The sequence below is a fragment of the Streptomyces coffeae genome (assembly GCF_016741875.1).
In the GTDB taxonomy this organism is placed as follows: domain Bacteria; phylum Actinomycetota; class Actinomycetes; order Streptomycetales; family Streptomycetaceae; genus Streptomyces; species Streptomyces coffeae.
The window spans coordinates 124,663-142,875 of the sequence record NZ_JAERRF010000004.1; the positions used below are offsets into that span (position 1 = coordinate 124,663).

Annotated in this window: 16 protein-coding genes; 9 read left to right on the forward strand and 7 right to left on the reverse strand. The window is 70.5% G+C overall.

Going from position 1 to position 18,213, the window contains the following annotated elements; translation table 11 throughout:
• Nucleotides 1-109 precede the first annotated feature (109 nt).
• The 5 genes from yajC to JK363_RS07685 all read left to right on the forward strand — a co-directional run bounded on the left by yajC (nt 110) and on the right by JK363_RS07685 (nt 6,927).
• On the forward strand, nt 110-598 hold the full coding sequence (gene yajC / locus JK363_RS07665) for a preprotein translocase subunit YajC (RefSeq protein WP_201872994.1): 489 nt from the start codon (nt 110-112) through the stop codon (nt 596-598).
• Between the two features lie 146 nt (nt 599-744).
• Nucleotides 745-2,493, forward strand: coding sequence for a protein translocase subunit SecD (secD, locus tag JK363_RS07670; RefSeq protein WP_201872996.1), 1,749 nt, complete (start codon nt 745-747; stop codon nt 2,491-2,493).
• A 1-nt stretch (nt 2,494) separates the two neighbouring features.
• Nucleotides 2,495-3,622, forward strand: coding sequence for a protein translocase subunit SecF (secF, locus tag JK363_RS07675; protein ID WP_201872998.1), 1,128 nt, complete (start codon nt 2,495-2,497; stop codon nt 3,620-3,622).
• Nucleotides 3,619-4,227, forward strand: a complete 609-nt coding sequence (locus JK363_RS07680; RefSeq protein ID WP_201873001.1) for an adenine phosphoribosyltransferase — start codon at nt 3,619-3,621, stop codon at nt 4,225-4,227. The genes secF and JK363_RS07680 overlap by 4 nt, the downstream gene beginning before the upstream one ends.
• 174 nt (nt 4,228-4,401) lie before the next feature.
• Complete coding sequence (locus tag JK363_RS07685) at nt 4,402-6,927, forward strand: RelA/SpoT family protein (RefSeq protein ID WP_201873003.1); 2,526 nt, start codon at nt 4,402-4,404, stop codon at nt 6,925-6,927.
• A gap of 83 nt (nt 6,928-7,010) precedes the next feature.
• Here the strand turns inward: JK363_RS07685 and JK363_RS07690 are convergent, their stop codons facing one another.
• Nucleotides 7,011-8,240 carry a DUF349 domain-containing protein gene (locus JK363_RS07690; protein WP_201873005.1) on the reverse strand — a complete coding sequence of 410 codons (1,230 nt, stop codon included), beginning with the start codon at nt 8,238-8,240 and terminating at the stop codon, nt 7,011-7,013.
• A 208-nt stretch (nt 8,241-8,448) separates the two neighbouring features.
• Entirely contained in the window at nt 8,449-9,309 is an 861-nt protein-coding gene (locus tag JK363_RS07695) for a peptidylprolyl isomerase (protein ID WP_201873007.1), read from the reverse strand.
• 144 nt (nt 9,310-9,453) lie between these two features.
• Here JK363_RS07695 and JK363_RS07700 point away from each other — a divergent pair, with 144 nt between their 5' ends.
• Entirely contained in the window at nt 9,454-10,170 is a 717-nt protein-coding gene (locus tag JK363_RS07700; protein WP_201873009.1) for an MBL fold metallo-hydrolase, read from the forward strand.
• 13 nt (nt 10,171-10,183) lie between these two features.
• Nucleotides 10,184-11,446, forward strand: coding sequence for a histidine--tRNA ligase (hisS, locus tag JK363_RS07705; protein ID WP_201873018.1), 1,263 nt, complete (start codon nt 10,184-10,186; stop codon nt 11,444-11,446).
• 49 nt (nt 11,447-11,495) lie between these two features.
• Here hisS and JK363_RS07710 read toward each other — a convergent pair whose 3' ends face one another.
• The 4 genes from JK363_RS07710 to JK363_RS07725 are packed head-to-tail and all read right to left on the reverse strand — an operon-like array spanning nt 11,496 to nt 15,053.
• Nucleotides 11,496-12,116, reverse strand: a complete 621-nt coding sequence (locus tag JK363_RS07710; RefSeq protein WP_201873021.1) for a response regulator — start codon at nt 12,114-12,116, stop codon at nt 11,496-11,498.
• A complete protein-coding gene (locus tag JK363_RS07715) occupies nt 12,113-13,342 on the reverse strand; it encodes a sensor histidine kinase (protein WP_201873023.1) in 1,230 nt (409 codons plus the stop codon). The genes JK363_RS07710 and JK363_RS07715 overlap by 4 nt, the downstream gene beginning before the upstream one ends.
• A complete protein-coding gene (locus JK363_RS07720; protein ID WP_201873025.1) occupies nt 13,339-14,178 on the reverse strand; it encodes an ABC transporter permease in 840 nt (279 codons plus the stop codon). Before JK363_RS07720 ends, JK363_RS07715 begins: the two co-directional genes overlap by 4 nt.
• Nucleotides 14,175-15,053: an ABC transporter ATP-binding protein gene (locus tag JK363_RS07725; protein ID WP_201873027.1), complete on the reverse strand. Its 879-nt coding sequence runs from the start codon at nt 15,051-15,053 to the stop codon at nt 14,175-14,177. The genes JK363_RS07720 and JK363_RS07725 overlap by 4 nt, the downstream gene beginning before the upstream one ends.
• Nucleotides 15,054-15,260: 207 nt before the next feature.
• On the opposite strand from JK363_RS07725, the gene JK363_RS07730 reads away from it, so the two are divergent.
• Entirely contained in the window at nt 15,261-15,902 is a 642-nt protein-coding gene (locus JK363_RS07730) for a vitamin K epoxide reductase family protein (protein ID WP_372444732.1), read from the forward strand.
• Nucleotides 15,903-16,029: 127 nt separating this feature from the next.
• Nucleotides 16,030-17,403: a replication-associated recombination protein A gene (locus JK363_RS07735; protein WP_201873031.1), complete on the forward strand. Its 1,374-nt coding sequence runs from the start codon at nt 16,030-16,032 to the stop codon at nt 17,401-17,403.
• A 34-nt stretch (nt 17,404-17,437) separates the two neighbouring features.
• Here JK363_RS07735 and JK363_RS07740 read toward each other — a convergent pair whose 3' ends face one another.
• The gene (locus tag JK363_RS07740) at nt 17,438-18,187 is read right to left on the reverse strand and encodes a DUF2470 domain-containing protein (protein WP_236075623.1); all 750 of its coding nucleotides are present in this window, start codon (nt 18,185-18,187) and stop codon (nt 17,438-17,440) included.
• Nucleotides 18,188-18,213 lie beyond the last annotated feature (26 nt).

Sequence of the window (18,213 nt, forward strand, 5' to 3'; positions counted from 1 at the left end):
CGCTTAGACTCCGCCGATGCCGTCCGTATGCCGTCCGGGAACCGTGCGGCGTATCCATCCCCGAAAACCAGGCCGCTCCCCCGCGGTCGTGTGAAGGAATTTCCGTCCCGTGAATATCGTGTCTCTCCTGCCGTTCATCGTGCTCATCGGGGCTATGTTCCTGGTGACCCGATCGGCCAAGAACAAGCAGCGCCAGGCCGCGCAGATGCGCGATGAGATCCAGCCGGGCACCGGCGTGCGGACCATCGGTGGCATGTATGCCACGGTCAAGGAGATCAACGACGACACGGTCCTCCTCGAGGTGGCCCCTGGCGTGCACGCGATCTTCGCGAAGAACGCCGTGGGCGCGGTCCTGCCGGACGAGGAGTACAACCGCATCGTCCACGGCGTCGACCCCGAGGCCGACGGCCACAGCCCTGTCGTTCCCGACGACGCCTCCTCCCTGACCGGTGCGGCCCCCGCCGATGACTCCGACGACAACCCGGCCGACGAGGCCGTCGAGGACGACGTCAAGAAGATCGACCTCGGCAAGGCCGACGCGGACACGGCCGACACGGCCGACGGCGACAAGCGGGACGGCAGCACCGACGCGAAGTAGACACGTACCGGGAACCGCGGCGCCCACCGCTCGGCGTGCCGCGGTTCCCGGACGGTTAGGGCCTCGCAGGGGCCGTCCCCCACAAGACTTCGTGGCCGCTTGGCGCACCCCGGGTGCGGGGCGGTTGGACAGGGAGATACGACAAGGTGGCAGCACCGAAGAAGGGCCGCAGGTCACCCGGGTCACAGGGCAGGCCCGGACGTGCCCTGGCCGTGATCCTGATCGCCATCGTGGCGCTCACCGGGGGGATGTTCATCTCCGGTCACACCACGCCGCGGCTGGGCATCGACCTCGCGGGCGGCACCAGCTTCACGCTGGAGGCCAAGAACCAGCCGGGCAAGCCCAACGCGATCAACACGGACAACATGAACACCGCCGTCAGCATCATCGAGCGGCGTGTCAACGGTCTGGGCGTGACCGAGTCCGAGGTCCAGACGCAGGGTGACAAGCACATCATCGTGAACATCCCCAAGGGGATGAACGCGAAGCAGGCCCGGCAGCAGGTCGGCACCACCGCCCAGCTCTACTTCCGGCCGGTGACCACCACCACCGCCTCCGGCGGGAAGACCCCCGAGCCCACCCCGACCCCGACCCCCACCGCCAGCGGCAAGGGTGACAAGGGCAAGCAGGGCGAGAAGAGCGGTCAGCCCTCGGGCTCTCCGTCCGCGAGCGCCAGCACCCAGGGTCGTGCCGTCCCGGGCGCGCTGAAGGCGGACAAGACGCCGACGCCCGGCTCGTCGGAGACCCCCAAGGGTGGCCAGACCAAGAAGCCCTCGGCCCCGGACAACCAGAACGACCTGGCCAAGGACTTCGCCGCGCTGGACTGCACCACCAAGAAGGGCCGTGCCGCGGCGGCCGAGAAGGCGGCCAACGCCAAGCCCAGCGACTCCATCATCGCCTGTGGCCAGAAGGGCGACGCCAAGTACGTGCTGGGCCCCTCCAAGGTGGAGGGCACCGATGTCGACGACGCCTCGTCCGTCTTCGAGAGCCAGAACGCCTCGGGCTGGATCGTGCAGCTCGACTTCAACAACAAGGGCGCCAAGAAGTTCGCCGATGTGACCGGCGAGCTGGCGGCCAAGCAGGACCCGCAGAACCGCTTCGCGATCACCCTCGACGGCGAGGTCGTCTCCGCCCCCTCGGTCGACACGGCGATCACCGGTGGCCGCGCCACCATCTCCGGCGGCTTCACCCAGCAGAGCTCCGAGGACCTGGCCAACGTCCTGTCCTACGGTGCGCTGCCGCTGTCCTTCGACATCGCGGACGAGACCACCGTCTCCGCCGCCCTCGGCGGTGAGCAGCTCCAGGCGGGCCTGATCGCCGGTGCCATCGGTATGGCCCTGGTCGTGCTCTACCTGGTCATCTACTACCGCGGTCTGGCCCTGGTGGCCATGGCCAGCCTCGGGGTCTCCGCGATCCTCACGTACACGATCATGGTGCTGCTCGGCCCCGGTATCGGCTTCGCGCTGAACCTCCCGGCCGTCTGCGGCGCGATCGTGGCCATCGGTATCACCGCGGACTCGTTCATCGTTTACTTCGAACGCATCCGTGACGAGATCCGGGAGGGCCGCTCGCTGCGTCCCGCCGTCGAGCGCGGCTGGCCGCGGGCCCGGCGCACCATCCTGGTCTCCGACTTCGTGTCGTTCCTGGCCGCCGCGGTGCTCTACATCGTCACCGTCGGCAAGGTGCAGGGCTTCGCCTTCACCCTGGGTCTGACCACGCTGCTCGACGTCGCGGTGGTGTTCCTGTTCACCAAGCCGCTGATGTCGATCCTCGCCCGCCGCCCGTTCTTCGGTAACGGCCACCGGTGGTCCGGTCTGGACCCCGAGCGCCTGGGAGCCAAACCGCCCCTGCGCCGGCGCCGTTCCGCCGCCCCCGCCGACACGAAGGAGGCGTGAGATGTCGCGACTCGGCACTCTCGGCGCCAGGCTCTACCGAGGCGACGTCGGTTACGACTTCGTCGGCAAGCGCAAGATCTGGTACGCCGTCTCGATACTGATCACCATCACGGCCATCGTCGGCCTGGCGGTGCGCGGCCTCAACATGGGCATCGAGTTCTCCGGCGGCGCCGTCTTCACGACGCCCAACACCAGCGTCTCGACCTCCGAGATCCGCCACACCGCCGAGCAGGCGGCCGACGACCACACCGTGGTCGTCCAGGAGCTCGGCCGCGGGGGCCTGCGGATCCAGATCAGCGAGATGGGCACCAAGGAGGCGCTGCCGGTCCAGGAGGCGCTGGCCAAGAAGCTCGACGTCTCGAGCAACAAGATCGACACCCAGCTGGTCGGCCCGAGCTGGGGCGAGCAGATCGCCAGCAAGGCATGGCAGGGTCTGGCGATCTTCATGGTGCTGGTGGTGATCTATCTCGCCATCGCCTTCGAATGGCGGATGGCCGTGGCCGCCCTGATCGCGCTGATCCACGACATCACCATCACCGTCGGGATCTACGCGCTGGTCGGCTTCGAAGTCACCCCCGGTACCGTGATCGGTCTGCTCACGATCCTCGGTTATTCGCTCTACGACACCGTCGTGGTCTTCGACGGCCTCAAGGAAGCGTCGAAGGACCTCACCAAACAGAACCGCTTCACCTACAGCGAGGTCGCCAACCGCAGCCTCAACTCGACCCTGGTGCGGTCCATCAACACCACGGTCGTGGCGCTGCTGCCGGTCGGCGCGCTGCTGTTCATCGGTGGCGGTCTGCTCGGTGCGGGCATGCTCAACGACATCTCGCTGTCGCTGTTCGTCGGCCTGGCCGCCGGTGCCTACTCCTCGATCTTCATCGCCACTCCGCTCGTCGCCGATCTGAAGGAGCGCGACCCGCGGATGAAGGCACTGGCCAAGCGGGTGCGCGCCAAGCGCGCCGCGGCCGCCAAGGCCGAGGCCACCGGCGACCGGTCGGCAGAAGAGGGCGATGATGGTCCGGACCTCGAGGACGCCGCGGCGGCTCCCGCCGGGCTCGTCGGCCAGCGCCGCCAGCCCGCCTCGCGCAACCGGGGCCGCGGCCGACCGTCGGGCAAGCGCCGATGAGCGCCGGGACGACGAGCGCCGCGACCGGTGAGCCGGGCGGCGCGGACGGATTCGGCGGCCACGCCGCCGAGGAGCTGCGCGGACTGCTGCTCAGCCGGATCCAGGACGTGCCGGACTATCCGAAGCCGGGCGTGATGTTCAAGGACATCACCCCGCTGCTGGCGGACCCCGCCGCGTTCACCGCGCTGACCGACGCGCTGGCCACGCTGGCCGCCCGGCACCGGGCGGACAAGGTCGTGGGCCTGGAGGCGCGGGGCTTCATCCTCGGCGCCCCGGCCGCCGTCCGCGCGGGAATCGGCTTCGTCCCCGTGCGCAAGGCCGGGAAGCTCCCCGGAGCGACCCTGGGCCAGGCGTACGACCTGGAGTACGGCACCGCGGAGATCGAGATACACGCCGACGCACTCGCCCCGGGCGACCGGGTCCTGGTCATCGACGACGTGCTGGCCACCGGCGGCACCGCCGAGGCGTCCCTCCAGCTGATCCGGCGGGCCGGCGCCCAGGTCGCCGGGGTCGCCGTCCTGCTGGAGCTCGGCTTCCTCCAGGGCCGCAGCCGACTGCTGGGCTCGCTCGACAGCGCCCCGCTGGAGGCTCTCATCACCATCTGAGCGGTATCGGCCCGATACCGCCGCCGGAGGGCGGGGACCTGCGATCATTCCGGGTCCTCGCCCTCCGTCATGCCCGGCACCGCCTGGTCCACCCGACCGACAGGCAAGCGGAGTGGCGGGATCGATACCATGGCAACCCGACCTCTTGAGGTCCGGACCGCTTGAGGAGTGCTCTTGCCAGACGAGGCCCAGCCGCTCTCGCCCACCGTCCGTCCGGGAGAATCCCGCTCCGCGAAGCCGGACGCACCCACCGCCGCCGAGCCGACGGCGGCCTCCGGCACGCCCCGGAACAGCGGTGACAGCCCGGCCGTGAGCGGCACCGAGCAGAAGAGCCCGCGGCCCGCCGCGAGCCGTGGGAACGGTCTGCCGTCCACCGCAGCCCGTCCGGCGCCCGGCCCCGCGCCCCGCTCGGGCTCCTCCAACCGCGTCCGGGCCCGGCTGGCCCGCCTCGGCGTCCAGCGCTCCAGTCCGTACAACCCGGTGCTGGAGCCCCTGCTGCGCATCGTCCGCGGCAACGACCCCAAGGCCGACGCCGGGACGCTGCGCCAGATCGAGCGCGCGTACCAGGTGGCCGAGCGCTGGCACCGCGGCCAGAAGCGCAAGAGCGGCGATCCGTACATCACCCACCCGCTCGCGGTCACCACGATCCTCGCCGAGCTGGGTATGGATCCGGCCACGTTGATGGCCGGGCTGCTGCACGACACCGTCGAGGACACCGAGTACGGCTTGGACACCCTGCGCCGGGACTTCGGCGACCAGGTCGCCCTGCTCGTCGACGGCGTCACCAAGCTGGACAAGGTCAAGTTCGGCGAGGCGGCCCAGGCCGAGACGGTGCGCAAGATGGTCGTCGCCATGGCCAAGGACCCCCGGGTCCTGGTCATCAAGCTGGCCGACCGGCTGCACAACATGCGCACCATGCGCTACCTCAAGCGGGAGAAGCAGGAGAAGAAGGCCCGCGAGACGCTGGAGATCTACGCCCCGCTCGCCCACCGCCTGGGCATGAACACCATCAAGTGGGAGCTGGAGGACCTCGCCTTCGCGATCCTCTACCCCAAGATGTACGACGAGATCGTGCGGCTGGTCGCGGAGCGGGCGCCCAAGCGCGACGAGTATCTGGCCGTCGTCACCGACCAGGTCCAGGGCGATCTGCGGGCCGCGCGCATCAAGGCCACCGTCACCGGGCGGCCCAAGCACTACTACTCCGTCTACCAGAAGATGATCGTGCGCGGCCGCGACTTCGCCGAGATCTACGACCTGGTGGGCATTCGTGTCCTCGTCGACACCGTCCGCGACTGCTACGCGGCGCTCGGGACCATCCACGCACGGTGGAACCCGGTGCCCGGGCGGTTCAAGGACTACATCGCGATGCCCAAGTTCAACATGTACCAGTCGCTGCATACGACGGTCATCGGGCCCAGCGGCAAGCCGGTCGAGCTCCAGATCCGCACCTTCGACATGCACCGCCGCGCCGAATACGGCATCGCCGCGCACTGGAAGTACAAGCAGGAGGCCGTCGCGGGCGCCTCCAAGGTGCGCACCGACGTGCCCCGCAAGCACGGCAAGGACGACGCCATCAACGACATGGCGTGGCTGCGGCAGCTCCTGGACTGGCAGAAGGAGACCGAGGACCCCGGCGAGTTCCTGGAGTCCCTGCGCTTCGACCTCTCCCGCAACGAGGTCTTCGTCTTCACGCCCAAGGGCGATGTCATAGCGCTTCCGGCCGGAGCCACCCCGGTGGACTTCGCCTACGCCGTGCACACCGAGGTCGGCCACCGCACCATCGGAGCCCGGGTCAACGGCCGTCTGGTGCCGCTGGAGTCCACCCTCGACAACGGCGATCTCGTCGAGGTCTTCACCTCCAAGGCGGCCGGCGCCGGGCCCTCCCGCGACTGGCTGGGCTTTGTGAAGTCCCCACGCGCCCGTAACAAGATCCGCGCCTGGTTCTCCAAGGAGCGCCGCGACGAGGCGATCGAGCAGGGCAAGGACGCGATCGTCCGGGCCATGCGCAAGCAGAACCTGCCCATCCAGCGCATCCTCACCGGTGACTCCCTGGTCACCCTGGCCCATGAGATGCGCTACCCCGACATCTCCTCGCTCTACGCGGCCATCGGCGAGAGCCATGTCTCCGCGCAGAACGTGGTCAACAAGCTGGTCCAGGCCCTCGGCGGCGAGGAGGCCGCCAACGAGGACATCGCCGAGACCGCCCCGCCCATCCGCCGCTCCAAGCGCCGCTCCAGCGCCGACCCCGGTGTGGTGGTCAAGGGTGTCGAGGACGTCTGGGTCAAGCTGGCCCGCTGCTGTACGCCGGTGCCGGGCGACCCCATCATCGGCTTCGTCACCCGCGGCAGCGGCGTCTCGGTGCACCGCGCCGACTGCGTCAACGTGGACTCGCTCTCCCAGCAGCCCGAGCGCATCCTCGACGTCGAATGGGCACCCACCCAGTCGTCGGTCTTCCTGGTCGCCATCCAGGTCGAGGCGCTGGACCGGTCCCGGCTGCTGTCGGACGTCACCCGCGTCCTGTCCGACCAGCACGTCAACATCCTGTCCGCGGCCGTGCAGACCTCCCGTGACCGGGTGGCCACCTCGCGCTTCACCTTCGAGATGGGCGACCCCAAGCATCTGGGGCACGTCCTGAAGGCCGTGCGCGGCGTCGAGGGCGTCTACGACGTGTACCGGGTCACCTCGGCCCGCCAGCGCTGAGTCCGGGCCCACAGACGGCGTACAGCACCGACAACGGCGGCCCCGGATCACCGGGGCCGCCGTAGTCGCGGATAGGGGGCTCGTCAGCCGCCGAACTCCTCCAGGCCCTTCAACGCCTGGTCCAGCAGGGCCTGCCGCCCCTCCAGCTCCTTGGCCAGCTTGTCGGCCTTGGCGTTGTTCCCCGCCGCGCGGGCCGCGTCGATCTGCCGGCGCAGCTTGTCCACCGCGTCCTGGAGCTGGCCGGTCAGCCCCTCGGCACGCGCCCGCGCCTCGGGGTTGGTCCGCCGCCACTCCACGTCCTCGGCGTCCTGGATGGCGCGCTCGACCGCGTGCAGCCGTCCCTCGATCCGCGCCCGGGAGTCCCGCGGCACATGGCCGATGGACTCCCACCGCTCGTTGACCGACCGGAAGGCCGCGCGGGCCGCCTTCAGATCGGAGATCGGCAGCAGCTTCTCCGCCTCGACGACCAGCTCCTCCTTGCGGGTCAGATTCTCCCGCTGCTCGGCGTCGCGCTCGGCGAAGACCTCGCCACGGGCCTGGAAGAAGATGTCCTGCGCGCCGCGGAAGCGGTTCCACAGGTCGTCCTCGGCCTCGCGCTGCGCACGGCCCGCGGCCTTCCAGTCCGTCATCAGCTCGCGGTACCGGGCGGCCGTGGGCCCCCAGTCGGTGGAGCCGGACAGCGCCTCGGCCTCGGCGACCAGCTTCTCCTTGGTCTGCCGGGCCTCCTCGCGCTGCGCGTCCAGCGCCGCGAAGTGCGCCTTGCGCCGCTTGGAGAAGGCCGAGCGGGCGTGCGAGAAGCGGTGCCACAGCTCGTCGTCGGTCTTGCGGTCGAGCCGCGGCAGGCCCTTCCAGGTGTCGACCAGGGCGCGCAGCCGCTCCCCGGCGGCCCGCCACTGCTCGCTGGCGGCCAGCTCCTCGGCCTCGGCGACCAGGGTCTCCTTGGACCTGCGGGCCTCCTCGGTCTGGTGGGCCTTGGCCGCCTTGCGCTGCTCACGGCGCTTCTCGACGTCCTCGGCGAGCTTGTCGAGCCGCTTCTTGAGCGCCTCCAGATCCCCGACCACATGGTGCTCGTCGACCTGCTGCCGGATGTGCTCCAGGGCGGTCGTCGCGTCCTTGGCGGACAGATCGGTGGTCTTCACCCGGCGCTCGAGGAGGCCGATCTCGACGACCAGGCCGTCGTACTTGCGCTCGAAGTAGGCGAGGGCCTCGTCCGGAGATCCCGCCTGCCACGACCCGACGACCTGCTCGCCGTCGGCCGTACGCACGTACACGGTCCCCGCCTCGTCGACGCGGCCCCAAGGCTCGCTGCTCACAGCGCCTCCTCCACATGATGCCGGGGCGGGCGCGCAGCCCGCCGGCATCGTCCACAGTTTCTTCCGGCAGGGAAACGCCCTGGCCGGTCTCACAGCAGGGTGGCAGCCATCGGGACGGGCACCCTACACAACGCCAACATAGGCGAACGGTGCCCCGGCTGTCCGTATCCTGCGCGACCGAAATTTCGCAGTACGCACGTCAGGGGCCTCAGGACGAGGTGACCGTCGCCTTGTTGATCTTCACGGTGGCGTTCGGGGCGGTGTTCCCCATCTGGTCCGGCGGGGCGGCACCCGCCTTGCTGATCTTCTTCAGGACCTTCATCCCGTCCTTGCTGACCGTGCCGAAGGGGGTGTAGTCCGGCGGCAGCTGGCTGTCCTGGTAGACGAGGAAGAACTGGCTGCCGCCGCTGTCCCGGCCCTGCTTGGTCTGGGCGTTGTACTGGTTGGCCATCGCGACCGTGCCCGCCGGGTAGACGCTCCCCTTGAGCGAGGGGTCCTTCAGGTTCTCGTCCGGGATGGTGTAGCCCGGGTCGCCGCCGCCGGTGCCCTGCGGATCGCCGCACTGGAGCACATAGATGTTCTGGTTGGTCAGCCGGTGACACTTCGTGTGGTCGAAGTAGCCCTTCTTCGCCAGGAAGTTGAAGGAGTTGACCGTGTGCGGCGCCTTGTCCGCCTTCAGGTCGATGGGGATGTCCCCACAGGTCGTCTCCAGCTTCATGGTGTACGAGGCCGCCTTGTCGATGGTGACCTCGGGCTCCTTCTTCCAGGTCATCTTCTTCGGCTTCTCGCCCTTGACCTTCTTCGCCTCCGCGGCGCAGGGGTCCGGCGCCTTCTTCGTCGGCCCTGGCGTGGGCGGCGTCGCGGCGGAGTCGTCCTTCTTGTCGTCGCCGCCCCCGGACAGCGCGCCCACGGTCGCCACCGCACCGCCCGCCGCCAGCACCACGGCCAGCGTCGAGGCGATCACCGTGTTGCGGCGGCGCGCCTTGTCCCGGGCCTGCTGGCGCCGGGCCTGCTGCCGAAGGTACTTCTCCCGGGCGAGTTGCCGCCGCCGCTGCTCGTTACTGACCACCGGGTCGTCTCCTCATGGCGTATGCCGTCGGTCTCATGACTGATCGCTCGGCCGTACCGTATACGGGTTAGCTGTGCCGGGGCCGCCGCCGGTAGGCTCTGGAGCTGCCGACATTCTTCTGCCGGACGACTCTTAAGGACGATCGTGCTCATTGCCGGGTTCCCCGCCGGGGCCTGGGGGACCAACTGCTACCTGGTCGCCCCCGCCGCCGGCGAGGAGTGCGTGATCATCGACCCGGGCCATCAGGCGGCCCAAGGAGTCGAGGAGGCGGTCGCCAAGCATCGGCTCAAGCCCGTCGCCGTCGTCCTCACCCACGGCCACCTCGACCACGTCGCCTCGGTGGTCCCGGTCTGCGGCGCCCATGACGTACCGGCCTGGATCCACCCGGCGGACCGCTTCATGATGAGCGACCCCGAGAAGGCCCTCGGCCGCTCCATCGGACTGCCGCTGCTGGGCGAGCTGACCGTGGGCGAACCGGACGACGTCAAGGAACTGGCCGACGGCGCCGAGCTGAAGCTGGCCGGACTGGAGCTGACCGTCGCGCATGCGCCGGGCCATACCAAGGGGTCGGTGACCTTCCGGATGCCCGAGCAGGCGGACATCCCGTCCGTCTTCTTCTCGGGCGACCTGCTGTTCGCCGGCTCCATCGGACGCACCGATCTGCCCGGCGGCGACCACGCCGAGATCCTCGAGTCGCTGGCCCGTGTGGTCCTGCCGCTCGACGACTCGACCGTGGTGCTGTCCGGCCACGGCCCCCAGACCAGCATCGGCCGCGAGCGCGCCACCAACCCCTTTCTGCGGGAGGTGGCCGCCGGCCTCGGAGGCGGCACCCAGGAGCCGGCTCCGCGACGAGGAATGTGACGAGAGACGTACCGTGAGCACCTTCAAGGCCCCTCGGGGCACGTATGACCTGATTCCGCCGGTCTCCGCGACCTATCTCGCGGTTCGCGAGGCCATCGCGGCTCCGCTGCGGCGGTCCGGCTACGGCTATGTCGAGACCCCCGGTTTCGAGAACGTGGAGCTCTTCGCGCGCGGTGTCGGAGAGTCCACCGACATCGTGACCAAGGAGATGTACACCCTCACCACCAAGGGCGGCGACCAGCTCGCGCTGCGCCCCGAGGGCACCGCCTCGGTACTGCGCGCCGCCCTGGAGGCCAATCTGCACAAGGCCGGATCCCTGCCGGTCAAGCTCTGGTACTCGGGCTCGTACTACCGCTACGAGCGCCCGCAGAAGGGCCGTTACCGCCACTTCTCCCAGGTCGGCGCCGAGGCGATCGGCGCCGAGGACCCGGCGCTCGACGCCGAGCTGATCCTGCTGGCCCACGACGCCTACCGCTCGCTGGGACTGCGCAACTTCCGCATCCTGCTGAACTCGCTGGGCGACTCCGAGTGCCGCCCCGTCTACCGGGCCGCCCTCCAGGAGTTTCTGCGTGGCCTGGACCTCGACGAGGACACCCGCAGCCGGATCGAGATCAACCCGCTGCGGGTGCTGGACGACAAGCGCGACGCCGTCCAGAAGCAGCTGACCGGCGTCCCCCTGCTGCGCGACCACCTGTGCGACGCGTGCCGCGCCTACCACGCCGAGGTGCGCGAGCTGATCAGTGCGCAGGGCGTGACCTTCGAGGACGACCCCAAGCTGGTCCGTGGTCTGGACTACTACACCCGCACCACCTTCGAGTTCGTCCACGACGGCCTCGGCTCGCAGTCCGCGGTCGGCGGCGGCGGCCGCTACGACGGCCTCTCCGAGATGATCGGCGGCCCCGCGCTGCCCTCGGTCGGCTGGGCGCTCGGCGTGGACCGCACGGTGCTGGCCCTGGAGGCCGAGGGCATCGCACTGGATCTGCCCGAGGCCACCAGCGTCTTCGCGGTGCCGCTCGGCGAGGAGGCCCGGAAGATCCTCTTCGGTGTGGTGGCCGAGCTCCGCGCGGCGGGCATCGCCACGGACTTCGCCTATGGCGGCAAGGGTCTCAAGGCCGCCATGAAGGCCGCCAACCGCAGCGGCGCCCGCTACGCGATCGTCGCCGGTGAGCGCGACTTCGCCGAGGGCGTGGTCCAGCTCAAGGACATGGAGTCCGGCGAGCAGACCCCGGTCCCCCTCGACAAGGTCGTCCCCACCCTCCGCACCAAACTCGCGTGACCGCTGACCGTGCCCCGTCACCCATGGTGCGTGTGACGGGGCATGGTGCTCACAGCAGCCCCAGCCGCATCGCGCTGGTGACCGCGGCCGTACGGTCGTCCACGCCGAGCTTGGTGAAGGACCGCAGAAGATGCGTCTTCACCGTGGACTCGCCGATGTACAGCCGACGGCCGATCTCCGCGTTGGTACAGCCCTCGGCGACCAGCCGCAGCACGGCCGTCTCGCGCTCCGACAGCCGGGGCCGCTCGGGCCGGTCCCGGAGCCGGTCCACCAGCCGGGCGGCGACGGACGGGGCCAGCACCGTCTCCCCACGGGCGGCCGAGCGGATCGCCTCGGCCAGTTCGGCACGGGGCATGTCCTTGAGCAGATAGCCCGCCGCCCCGGCCTCCACCGCGCGCAGGATGTCGCCGTCCGTCTCGTACGTGGTCAGGACGATCACCCGGCAGGGCAGTCCGGCCGCGGTCATCCGGGCGATCGAGTCCACCCCGTCGCCGTCCGGCATCCGCAGGTCCATCAGCACCACATCGGGCAGCAGCGAGGCGCTGAGCGCCTCCGCGCGCGGCCCGCTGGCCGCCTCGCCCACGACCTCCAGACCGGGTTCGGCGCTGAGCATCCCGCGCAGCCCCTCCCGCACCACCGGGTGGTCGTCCGCGATCAGTATCCGGATCACCGTCTGCTTCCCTTCCGTACCGGCGCCGGTGCGGGCGCCCGCACCGGCAGTTCGACCGCCACCGTCGTGCCCTCGCCCGGCACGCCCCGCACCTCGGCCGTGCCGCCCGCCTCCCGGGCGCGGGCGCGCAGTCCCGCGAGGCCGTATCCGCCGTGCGGGACCGCCGGGTCGAAGCCGCGCCCGGTGTCCCGGATCCGCACCCGCAGCACCTCCTCGCCGTAGTCCAGCTCCAGCGCGACCGTGGCGCGGGGACCGGCGTGCCGACGGACGTTGGCCAGCGCCTCCTGGCAGGAGCGCAGCGCCACCACCTCCACCCCGGCGGACAGCGGACGGACCGACCCCGACACCTCGACGCGGGCGGGGGCGCCCGTCTCCTCCTCGTGCCGCGCGGCCAGCCGCCGCACCGCGTCGGGCAGCGAGCTGCCGTCCAGTCCGGCCGGGCCCGCCCCGGCGACCAGGGCGCGCGCCTCGGCCAGGTTCTCGCGCGCGGTACGGGCCATCAGATCCAGATGACGGCGGGCCAGTGGCACATCGCGCTCGACCTCCGACTCCACGGCCTGAACCAGCATCAGCAGACTGGTGAAGCCCTGGGCGAGGGTGTCGTGGATCTCCCGGGACAGCCGCTCCCGCTCCGCGAGGGCGCCGTGCGCCGCGGACAGCCGCGCCACCTCCTCCCGGCTCGCCTCCAGCTCGGCGATGAGCGCGGCACGTTCCCTGCTCTGGTCGAGGACCATGATGATCCAGCTGCCGAGGACCGCCGAGAACGCCAGGGTGACCACGGCGAACAGCGAGTTGAGGAACAGCTCGTGCGCATCGGGTCGGCGCACCAGCGCCCAGGCCGCCACCGGCAGGACGTTGAGGGAGGCCACGGCGGTCAGCGCCCAGCGCAGCCGCAGCAGGATGAAGCACTGCGGCGCCAGCGCGAACAGGGCGATCCGGGTCTCTCCGACGAACGCCGAGGGCAGCAGGAAGAACACGGCGAGCCCCACGAGATAGAGGATCCCGCGGCGCTGGTCCTCCTCCGCGTCCAGCAGAACCCGCCGGCCGACCAGCACGTACCAGGGCGCGCCCGCGGCGAAGAGCGCCGCCGCGGCCGCGCGGGCGCCGGGACCCGGATCGGACCCGAACACGATGAACAGCAGGGTCGCCACGTACACGATCGCGTAATAGGCGTCCCAGCGATGCTGGACGCGGGAGTACACATCGGGGGCGCGGGGACCGGTCATCCGTCGCGGCGGCTCTTCCAGCGGAACGTGAGCAGGCACAGCACCAATCCTCCGACGCACCAGGCGCCCAGCACCAGCGCGATCCGCCCGTACTCCCAGGAGCCCGTCTGCTCCAGCACCGCGGCCGATTCGGGCAGGAAGACCCCGCGGAACCCCTGGCACATCCACTTCAGCGGGAAGAGGGCGCCCACATTGAGCATCCAGTCCGGCAGGGTGTCGAAGGAGATGTAGACACCGGAGATGAACTGGAGTACCAGGAACGGCAGGACGACCACCGAGGTGGCGCTCTTGCCCGAGCGCGGCACACTGCTGACGGCGATGCCCAGCAGCGCACAGCCGGTCAGCCCGAGGGCGAAGACCCAGCCGAACGTCAGCCATTTCTCCGCGCTCGTGGGCAGATCCAGATCGAACAGGGTCGCCCCGACGAGCAGCAGCAGGCCGGTCTCCACGATCCCGGTGACCAGCACCAGCCACAGCTTGCCGAGGAAGTACGCGGCCGGGGGCATCGGGGTGCCGCGCAAGCGCCGCAGCACCTTCTCGTCGCGTTCGACCGCGATGGAGACGCCCAGCGACTGGAAGCTCGTCGACATCACGCCCGCGGCGATCATGGCCGCCACATAGAGCTGTGAGGCGGTGACGCCCGCGCCCTTCACATCGTCGCTGAAGATCGAGGCGAACAGGGCCAGGATGACGACGGGAAAGGCGAAGGTGAAGACCACCTGTTCGCGCTGGCGGAAGAACTGCCGCAGCTCGATGGCGCCGCGGTGCAGTCCGACGCTCCAGGCGCCGGGCAGCGGGCGGGACGCGGCGGTGCCGCGGGTACGGAGCGTGGTCATCGCGCGTTCTCCTCGTCCGCCGCCGTGCCGCCGAACTGGCCGCTGAGCCGCAGATAGACGTCCTCCAGGGTGGGGCGGGCGATCCGCAGCCCCGGTATCTCGCCGTCGAAGCGGCGCATCAGCGCGGCGACGGTACGGGTCGGGGTGGCGGTCTCCTCGCTGCATGGCCCGGTCCCGGGATCGGTCCAGTGGACCGTCGCCAACGATCCGTACCGGTCGCGGAGTTCGGCGGGGGTGCCCTCGGCGGCCACCCGGCCCGCGGCGATGACCGCGAGGCGGTCCGCCAGCTCCTCCGCCTCCTCCAGATAGTGCGTGGTCAGCACGATCGTGGTGCCCTCTGCGGCCAACTTCCGGATGAGCTCCCAGAACTGACGCCGCGCCACCGGGTCGAAACCGGTCGTCGGCTCGTCCAGGAGCAGCAGCTCCGGATCGCCGATCACCCCGAGGGCCACATCCAGCCGCCGCCGCTGGCCGCCCGACAGCGCCTTGACCCGGCTGCGTACCTTGGCCTCCAGCCCGACCAGCGCGATGACCTCGTCGGGGTCGCGTGGCCGGGGGTAGTAACGGGCGAAATGGTGCACCGTCTCCTCCACCGTCAACTCGGCGGGGGCCGATTCATCCTGCCAAACAATGCCGATCCGGGAACGCCAGTCCCGTCCCGCAGAGCCGGGGTCCTGGCCCAGCACGTTGACGTCTCCCGTATCCCGGTCCCGATGGCCCTGGAGGATCTCCACCGTCGTGCTCTTGCCCGCCCCGTTGGGACCCAGGATCCCGAACACCTCGCCCTGCTGGATGTCCAGGTCAACGCCGTCCAGCGCGGTGATCGCGCCGTATCTCTTGCGGAGTCCGCGGACCCGTACCGCTTGATGTGTCATGGTCACGAGACTGGTGCCCCGGGCGGCTTCCCGGGACGACCGGGCGGCCGACCTTATGTCCGTCGAACGGGGGACACGCGATGATGGCCGAGCTGTGGTAACCGGGCCGTACGGCGATGCCCGGTGCGGCACAATGGCCGTGCCCGACGGGGCTGGACACTCTGGACTCTGTGGAGAGCGACGGACGGGGATATGGCGACGACAGTGATGGACGACGTGGAGTCCGGCGAGGCACGGAAGAGCGTGCGGACCGGGACGGGAGGCGGTCGCGCCTTCTCCCTGCTGCTCGTGATCACCGGAGCGCTGGGGCTGCTCGCCGCCTGGGTCATCACGATCGACAAGAACAAGATCCTCGAGGCCAAGGCCGAGGGGAAGACCTTCACCCCCGGTTGCAGCCTCAATCCCATCGTCTCCTGCGGCAACATCATGGAGAGCGACCAGGCCCAGGCCTTCGGCTTCCCGAACCCGATGCTGGGGCTCGTCGCCTACGGGATCGTCATCTGCGTGGGCATGTCCCTGCTGGCCGGGGCCCGCTTCCCGCGCTGGTACTGGCTCACCTTCAACGCGGGCACGCTGTTCGGCGTCGCGTTCTGCACCTGGCTCCAGTACCAGTCGCTGTACGTCATCGGCTCGCTGTGCCTGTGGTGCTGCCTGGCCTGGGTCGTCACCATCGTGATGTTCTGCTACGTCACCGGCTACAACATCAAGCATGGCTACCTTCCGGCGCCCGAGGGGCTCAAGCGCGGACTGCTGGAGTTCCACTGGGTGGTGCCGGTGCTGTGGGTTGGGATCATCGGCATGATGGTCCTCACCCGCTGGTGGGACTTCTGGACCGGCGCCCAGGGCTGAGGGTGCCGCTCGTTGAGCGGTACCGGGGTCCAGCGGCGAGTGAGCCGAAGGGGCTTTGGCGCCCCGGAGGCGAACCGAGCCCCCAGAAAGGGCAAGCCCTGTCAGTGGGGTGTCATAGGCTTCCCGCGTGGAGCCAGACCTGTTCACCGCCGCCGCTGAGGAACGCCAGGAGAAGGACCCCGCCGGCAGTCCGCTGGCGGTGCGCATGCGCCCGCGCACGCTGGACGAGGTCGTGGGGCAGCAGCATCTGCTGCGGCCCGGCTCTCCGCTGCGGAGGCTGGTCGGCGAGGGCAATGGGGGACCGGCCGGACCGTCGTCGGTGCTGCTGTGGGGGCCGCCGGGCATCGGCAAGACGACGCTGGCGTATGTGGTCAGCCAGGCCACCCAGAAGCGCTTTGTGGAGCTGTCGGCGATCACCGCGGGGGTCAAGGAGGTGCGGGCCGTCATCGACGGGGCGCGCCGTTCCTCCGGGGCGTACGGCCGGGAGACGGTGCTCTTCCTCGACGAGATCCACCGCTTCAGCAAGGCCCAGCAGGACTCACTGCTGCCCGCCGTAGAGAACCGCTGGGTGACGCTGATCGCGGCCACCACCGAGAATCCGTACTTCTCGGTGATCTCCCCGCTGCTGTCCCGTTCGCTGCTGCTCACTCTCGAGCCGCTGACCGACGACGATCTGCGCGGGCTGGTGAGCCGGGCGCTGGCCGACGAGCGCGGGCTCGGCGGCGCGGTCACCCTGCCCGAGGAGGCCGAGGCGCATCTGCTGCGGATCGCGGGCGGTGACGCCCGGCGCGCGCTGACCGCGCTGGAGGCGGGGGCGGGCTCGGCGATAGCCAAGGGCGAGGCCGAGATCACGCTGACCACGCTGGAGGAGGCGGTCGACCGCGCCGCGGTGAAGTACGACCGCGCGGGCGATCAGCATTACGACGTGGCGAGCGCGCTCATCAAGTCCATCCGCGGCTCGGACGTGGACGCGGCGCTGCACTATCTGGCGCGGATGATCGAGGCGGGGGAGGACCCGCGGTTCATCGCCCGGCGGCTGATGATCTCGGCGAGCGAGGACATCGGTCTCGCCGATCCCACCGCACTGCCCACCGCGGTGGCCGCGGCGCAGGCGGTCGCGCTGATCGGGTTCCCCGAGGCCGCGCTCACCCTCAGCCACGCCACCATCGCGCTGGCCCTCGCGCCCAAGTCCAACGCGGCCACCACGGCGATCGGCGCGGCGCTGGCGGATGTGCGGGCGGGGCTGGCCGGGCCGGTGCCGCCGCATCTGCGCGACGGTCACTACAAGGGCGCCGAGAAGCTGGGGCACGCCCAGGGCTATCTCTATCCGCACGACCTCCCGGGCGGGATCGCCGCGCAGCAGTACGCCCCCGACAAGATCCACGGCAAGCGGTACTACGAGCCGACGCGTTACGGGGCGGAGGCGCGTTATGCCGATGTGGTCGAGCGCGTGCGCGCCCGGCTGCGCGGCGACGCGCCCCCCGCACCGGACGGGTCGTAGGCCCCGGGCGCTCCTCCCGTCAGGTTCATTCGGCTCAGGTTGCTTCGGCCGCGGCGTCGAACAGCAGGTGCATCGCCCGCCGCAGCTCGGACACAGTGCCCACCGGCTCGGGGAAGTCGAATCGCGCGTCGAAGGGCCGGCCCGAGCCGTCGGTGAAGCGGACCCGCAGCCCGAAGCGGTCCAGGGCCACCGGGATCGCCGCCCCGTGGGTGCAGGCCGGCGACGAGCGGTCGCCGAGCAGTGTGCACAGCCCGCGCACCTGGTCGCTGTGAGCCGCGTGCAGATGCTGGAGCAGATCGGCCTCGTGAGGGGCCAGCGGATCGGGGTCGGCGACCGCGAACTCCTCCGGCTCGACGTCGTCGGCGCCCCACAAGTCGTCCACACACGCCTCGGCGACCTCCAGCCGCAGCAGCGCCCAGGACGTCCGCGGGGAGGGGCCGTTGCCGGAGTCGGGCAGCAGTGCCTCCCGCAGCCCGAGCAGTTCCCCGACCGGGTGACGTTCGGCCATCAGTGCCGCCCCGGCCGCCCGCTCGCCGTTGCGTACCGGGGTGAGCCAGCCGGAGATCCAGGCGCGGCCGCGGATCCGGTGGGGCATCGCGACGGGGGCGACGTCCGTGATCTCCATCACGCAGGCCAGGTCGTCGTGCTGGGCGTAGGCGGCGGCGCGGGCCGCGGGGGAGCCGCCGGGGACCAGCAGCAGCACGTCCCCATCGGGGGCCACTGTACGGGCCGCCGGTTCATGCGCTCCAAGATCGTCCGGGGCCTCGATTCCAGGAATTGTCAAAGACGCCGTAGCCTTGGCATCCACGA

Coding starts and splice junctions, on each gene's coding strand:
- JK363_RS07680 (WP_201873001.1), top strand. CDS start 3,619: ATGAGCGCCGGGACGACGAGCGCCGCGACCGGTGAGCCGGGCGGCGCG.
- JK363_RS07730 (WP_372444732.1), top strand. CDS start 15,261: ATGGACGACGTGGAGTCCGGCGAGGCACGGAAGAGCGTGCGGACCGGG.
- secF (WP_201872998.1), top strand. CDS start 2,495: ATGTCGCGACTCGGCACTCTCGGCGCCAGGCTCTACCGAGGCGACGTC.
- JK363_RS07720 (WP_201873025.1), bottom strand. CDS start 14,178: ATGACCACGCTCCGTACCCGCGGCACCGCCGCGTCCCGCCCGCTGCCC.
- JK363_RS07715 (WP_201873023.1), bottom strand. CDS start 13,342: ATGACCGGTCCCCGCGCCCCCGATGTGTACTCCCGCGTCCAGCATCGC.
- JK363_RS07725 (WP_201873027.1), bottom strand. CDS start 15,053: ATGACACATCAAGCGGTACGGGTCCGCGGACTCCGCAAGAGATACGGC.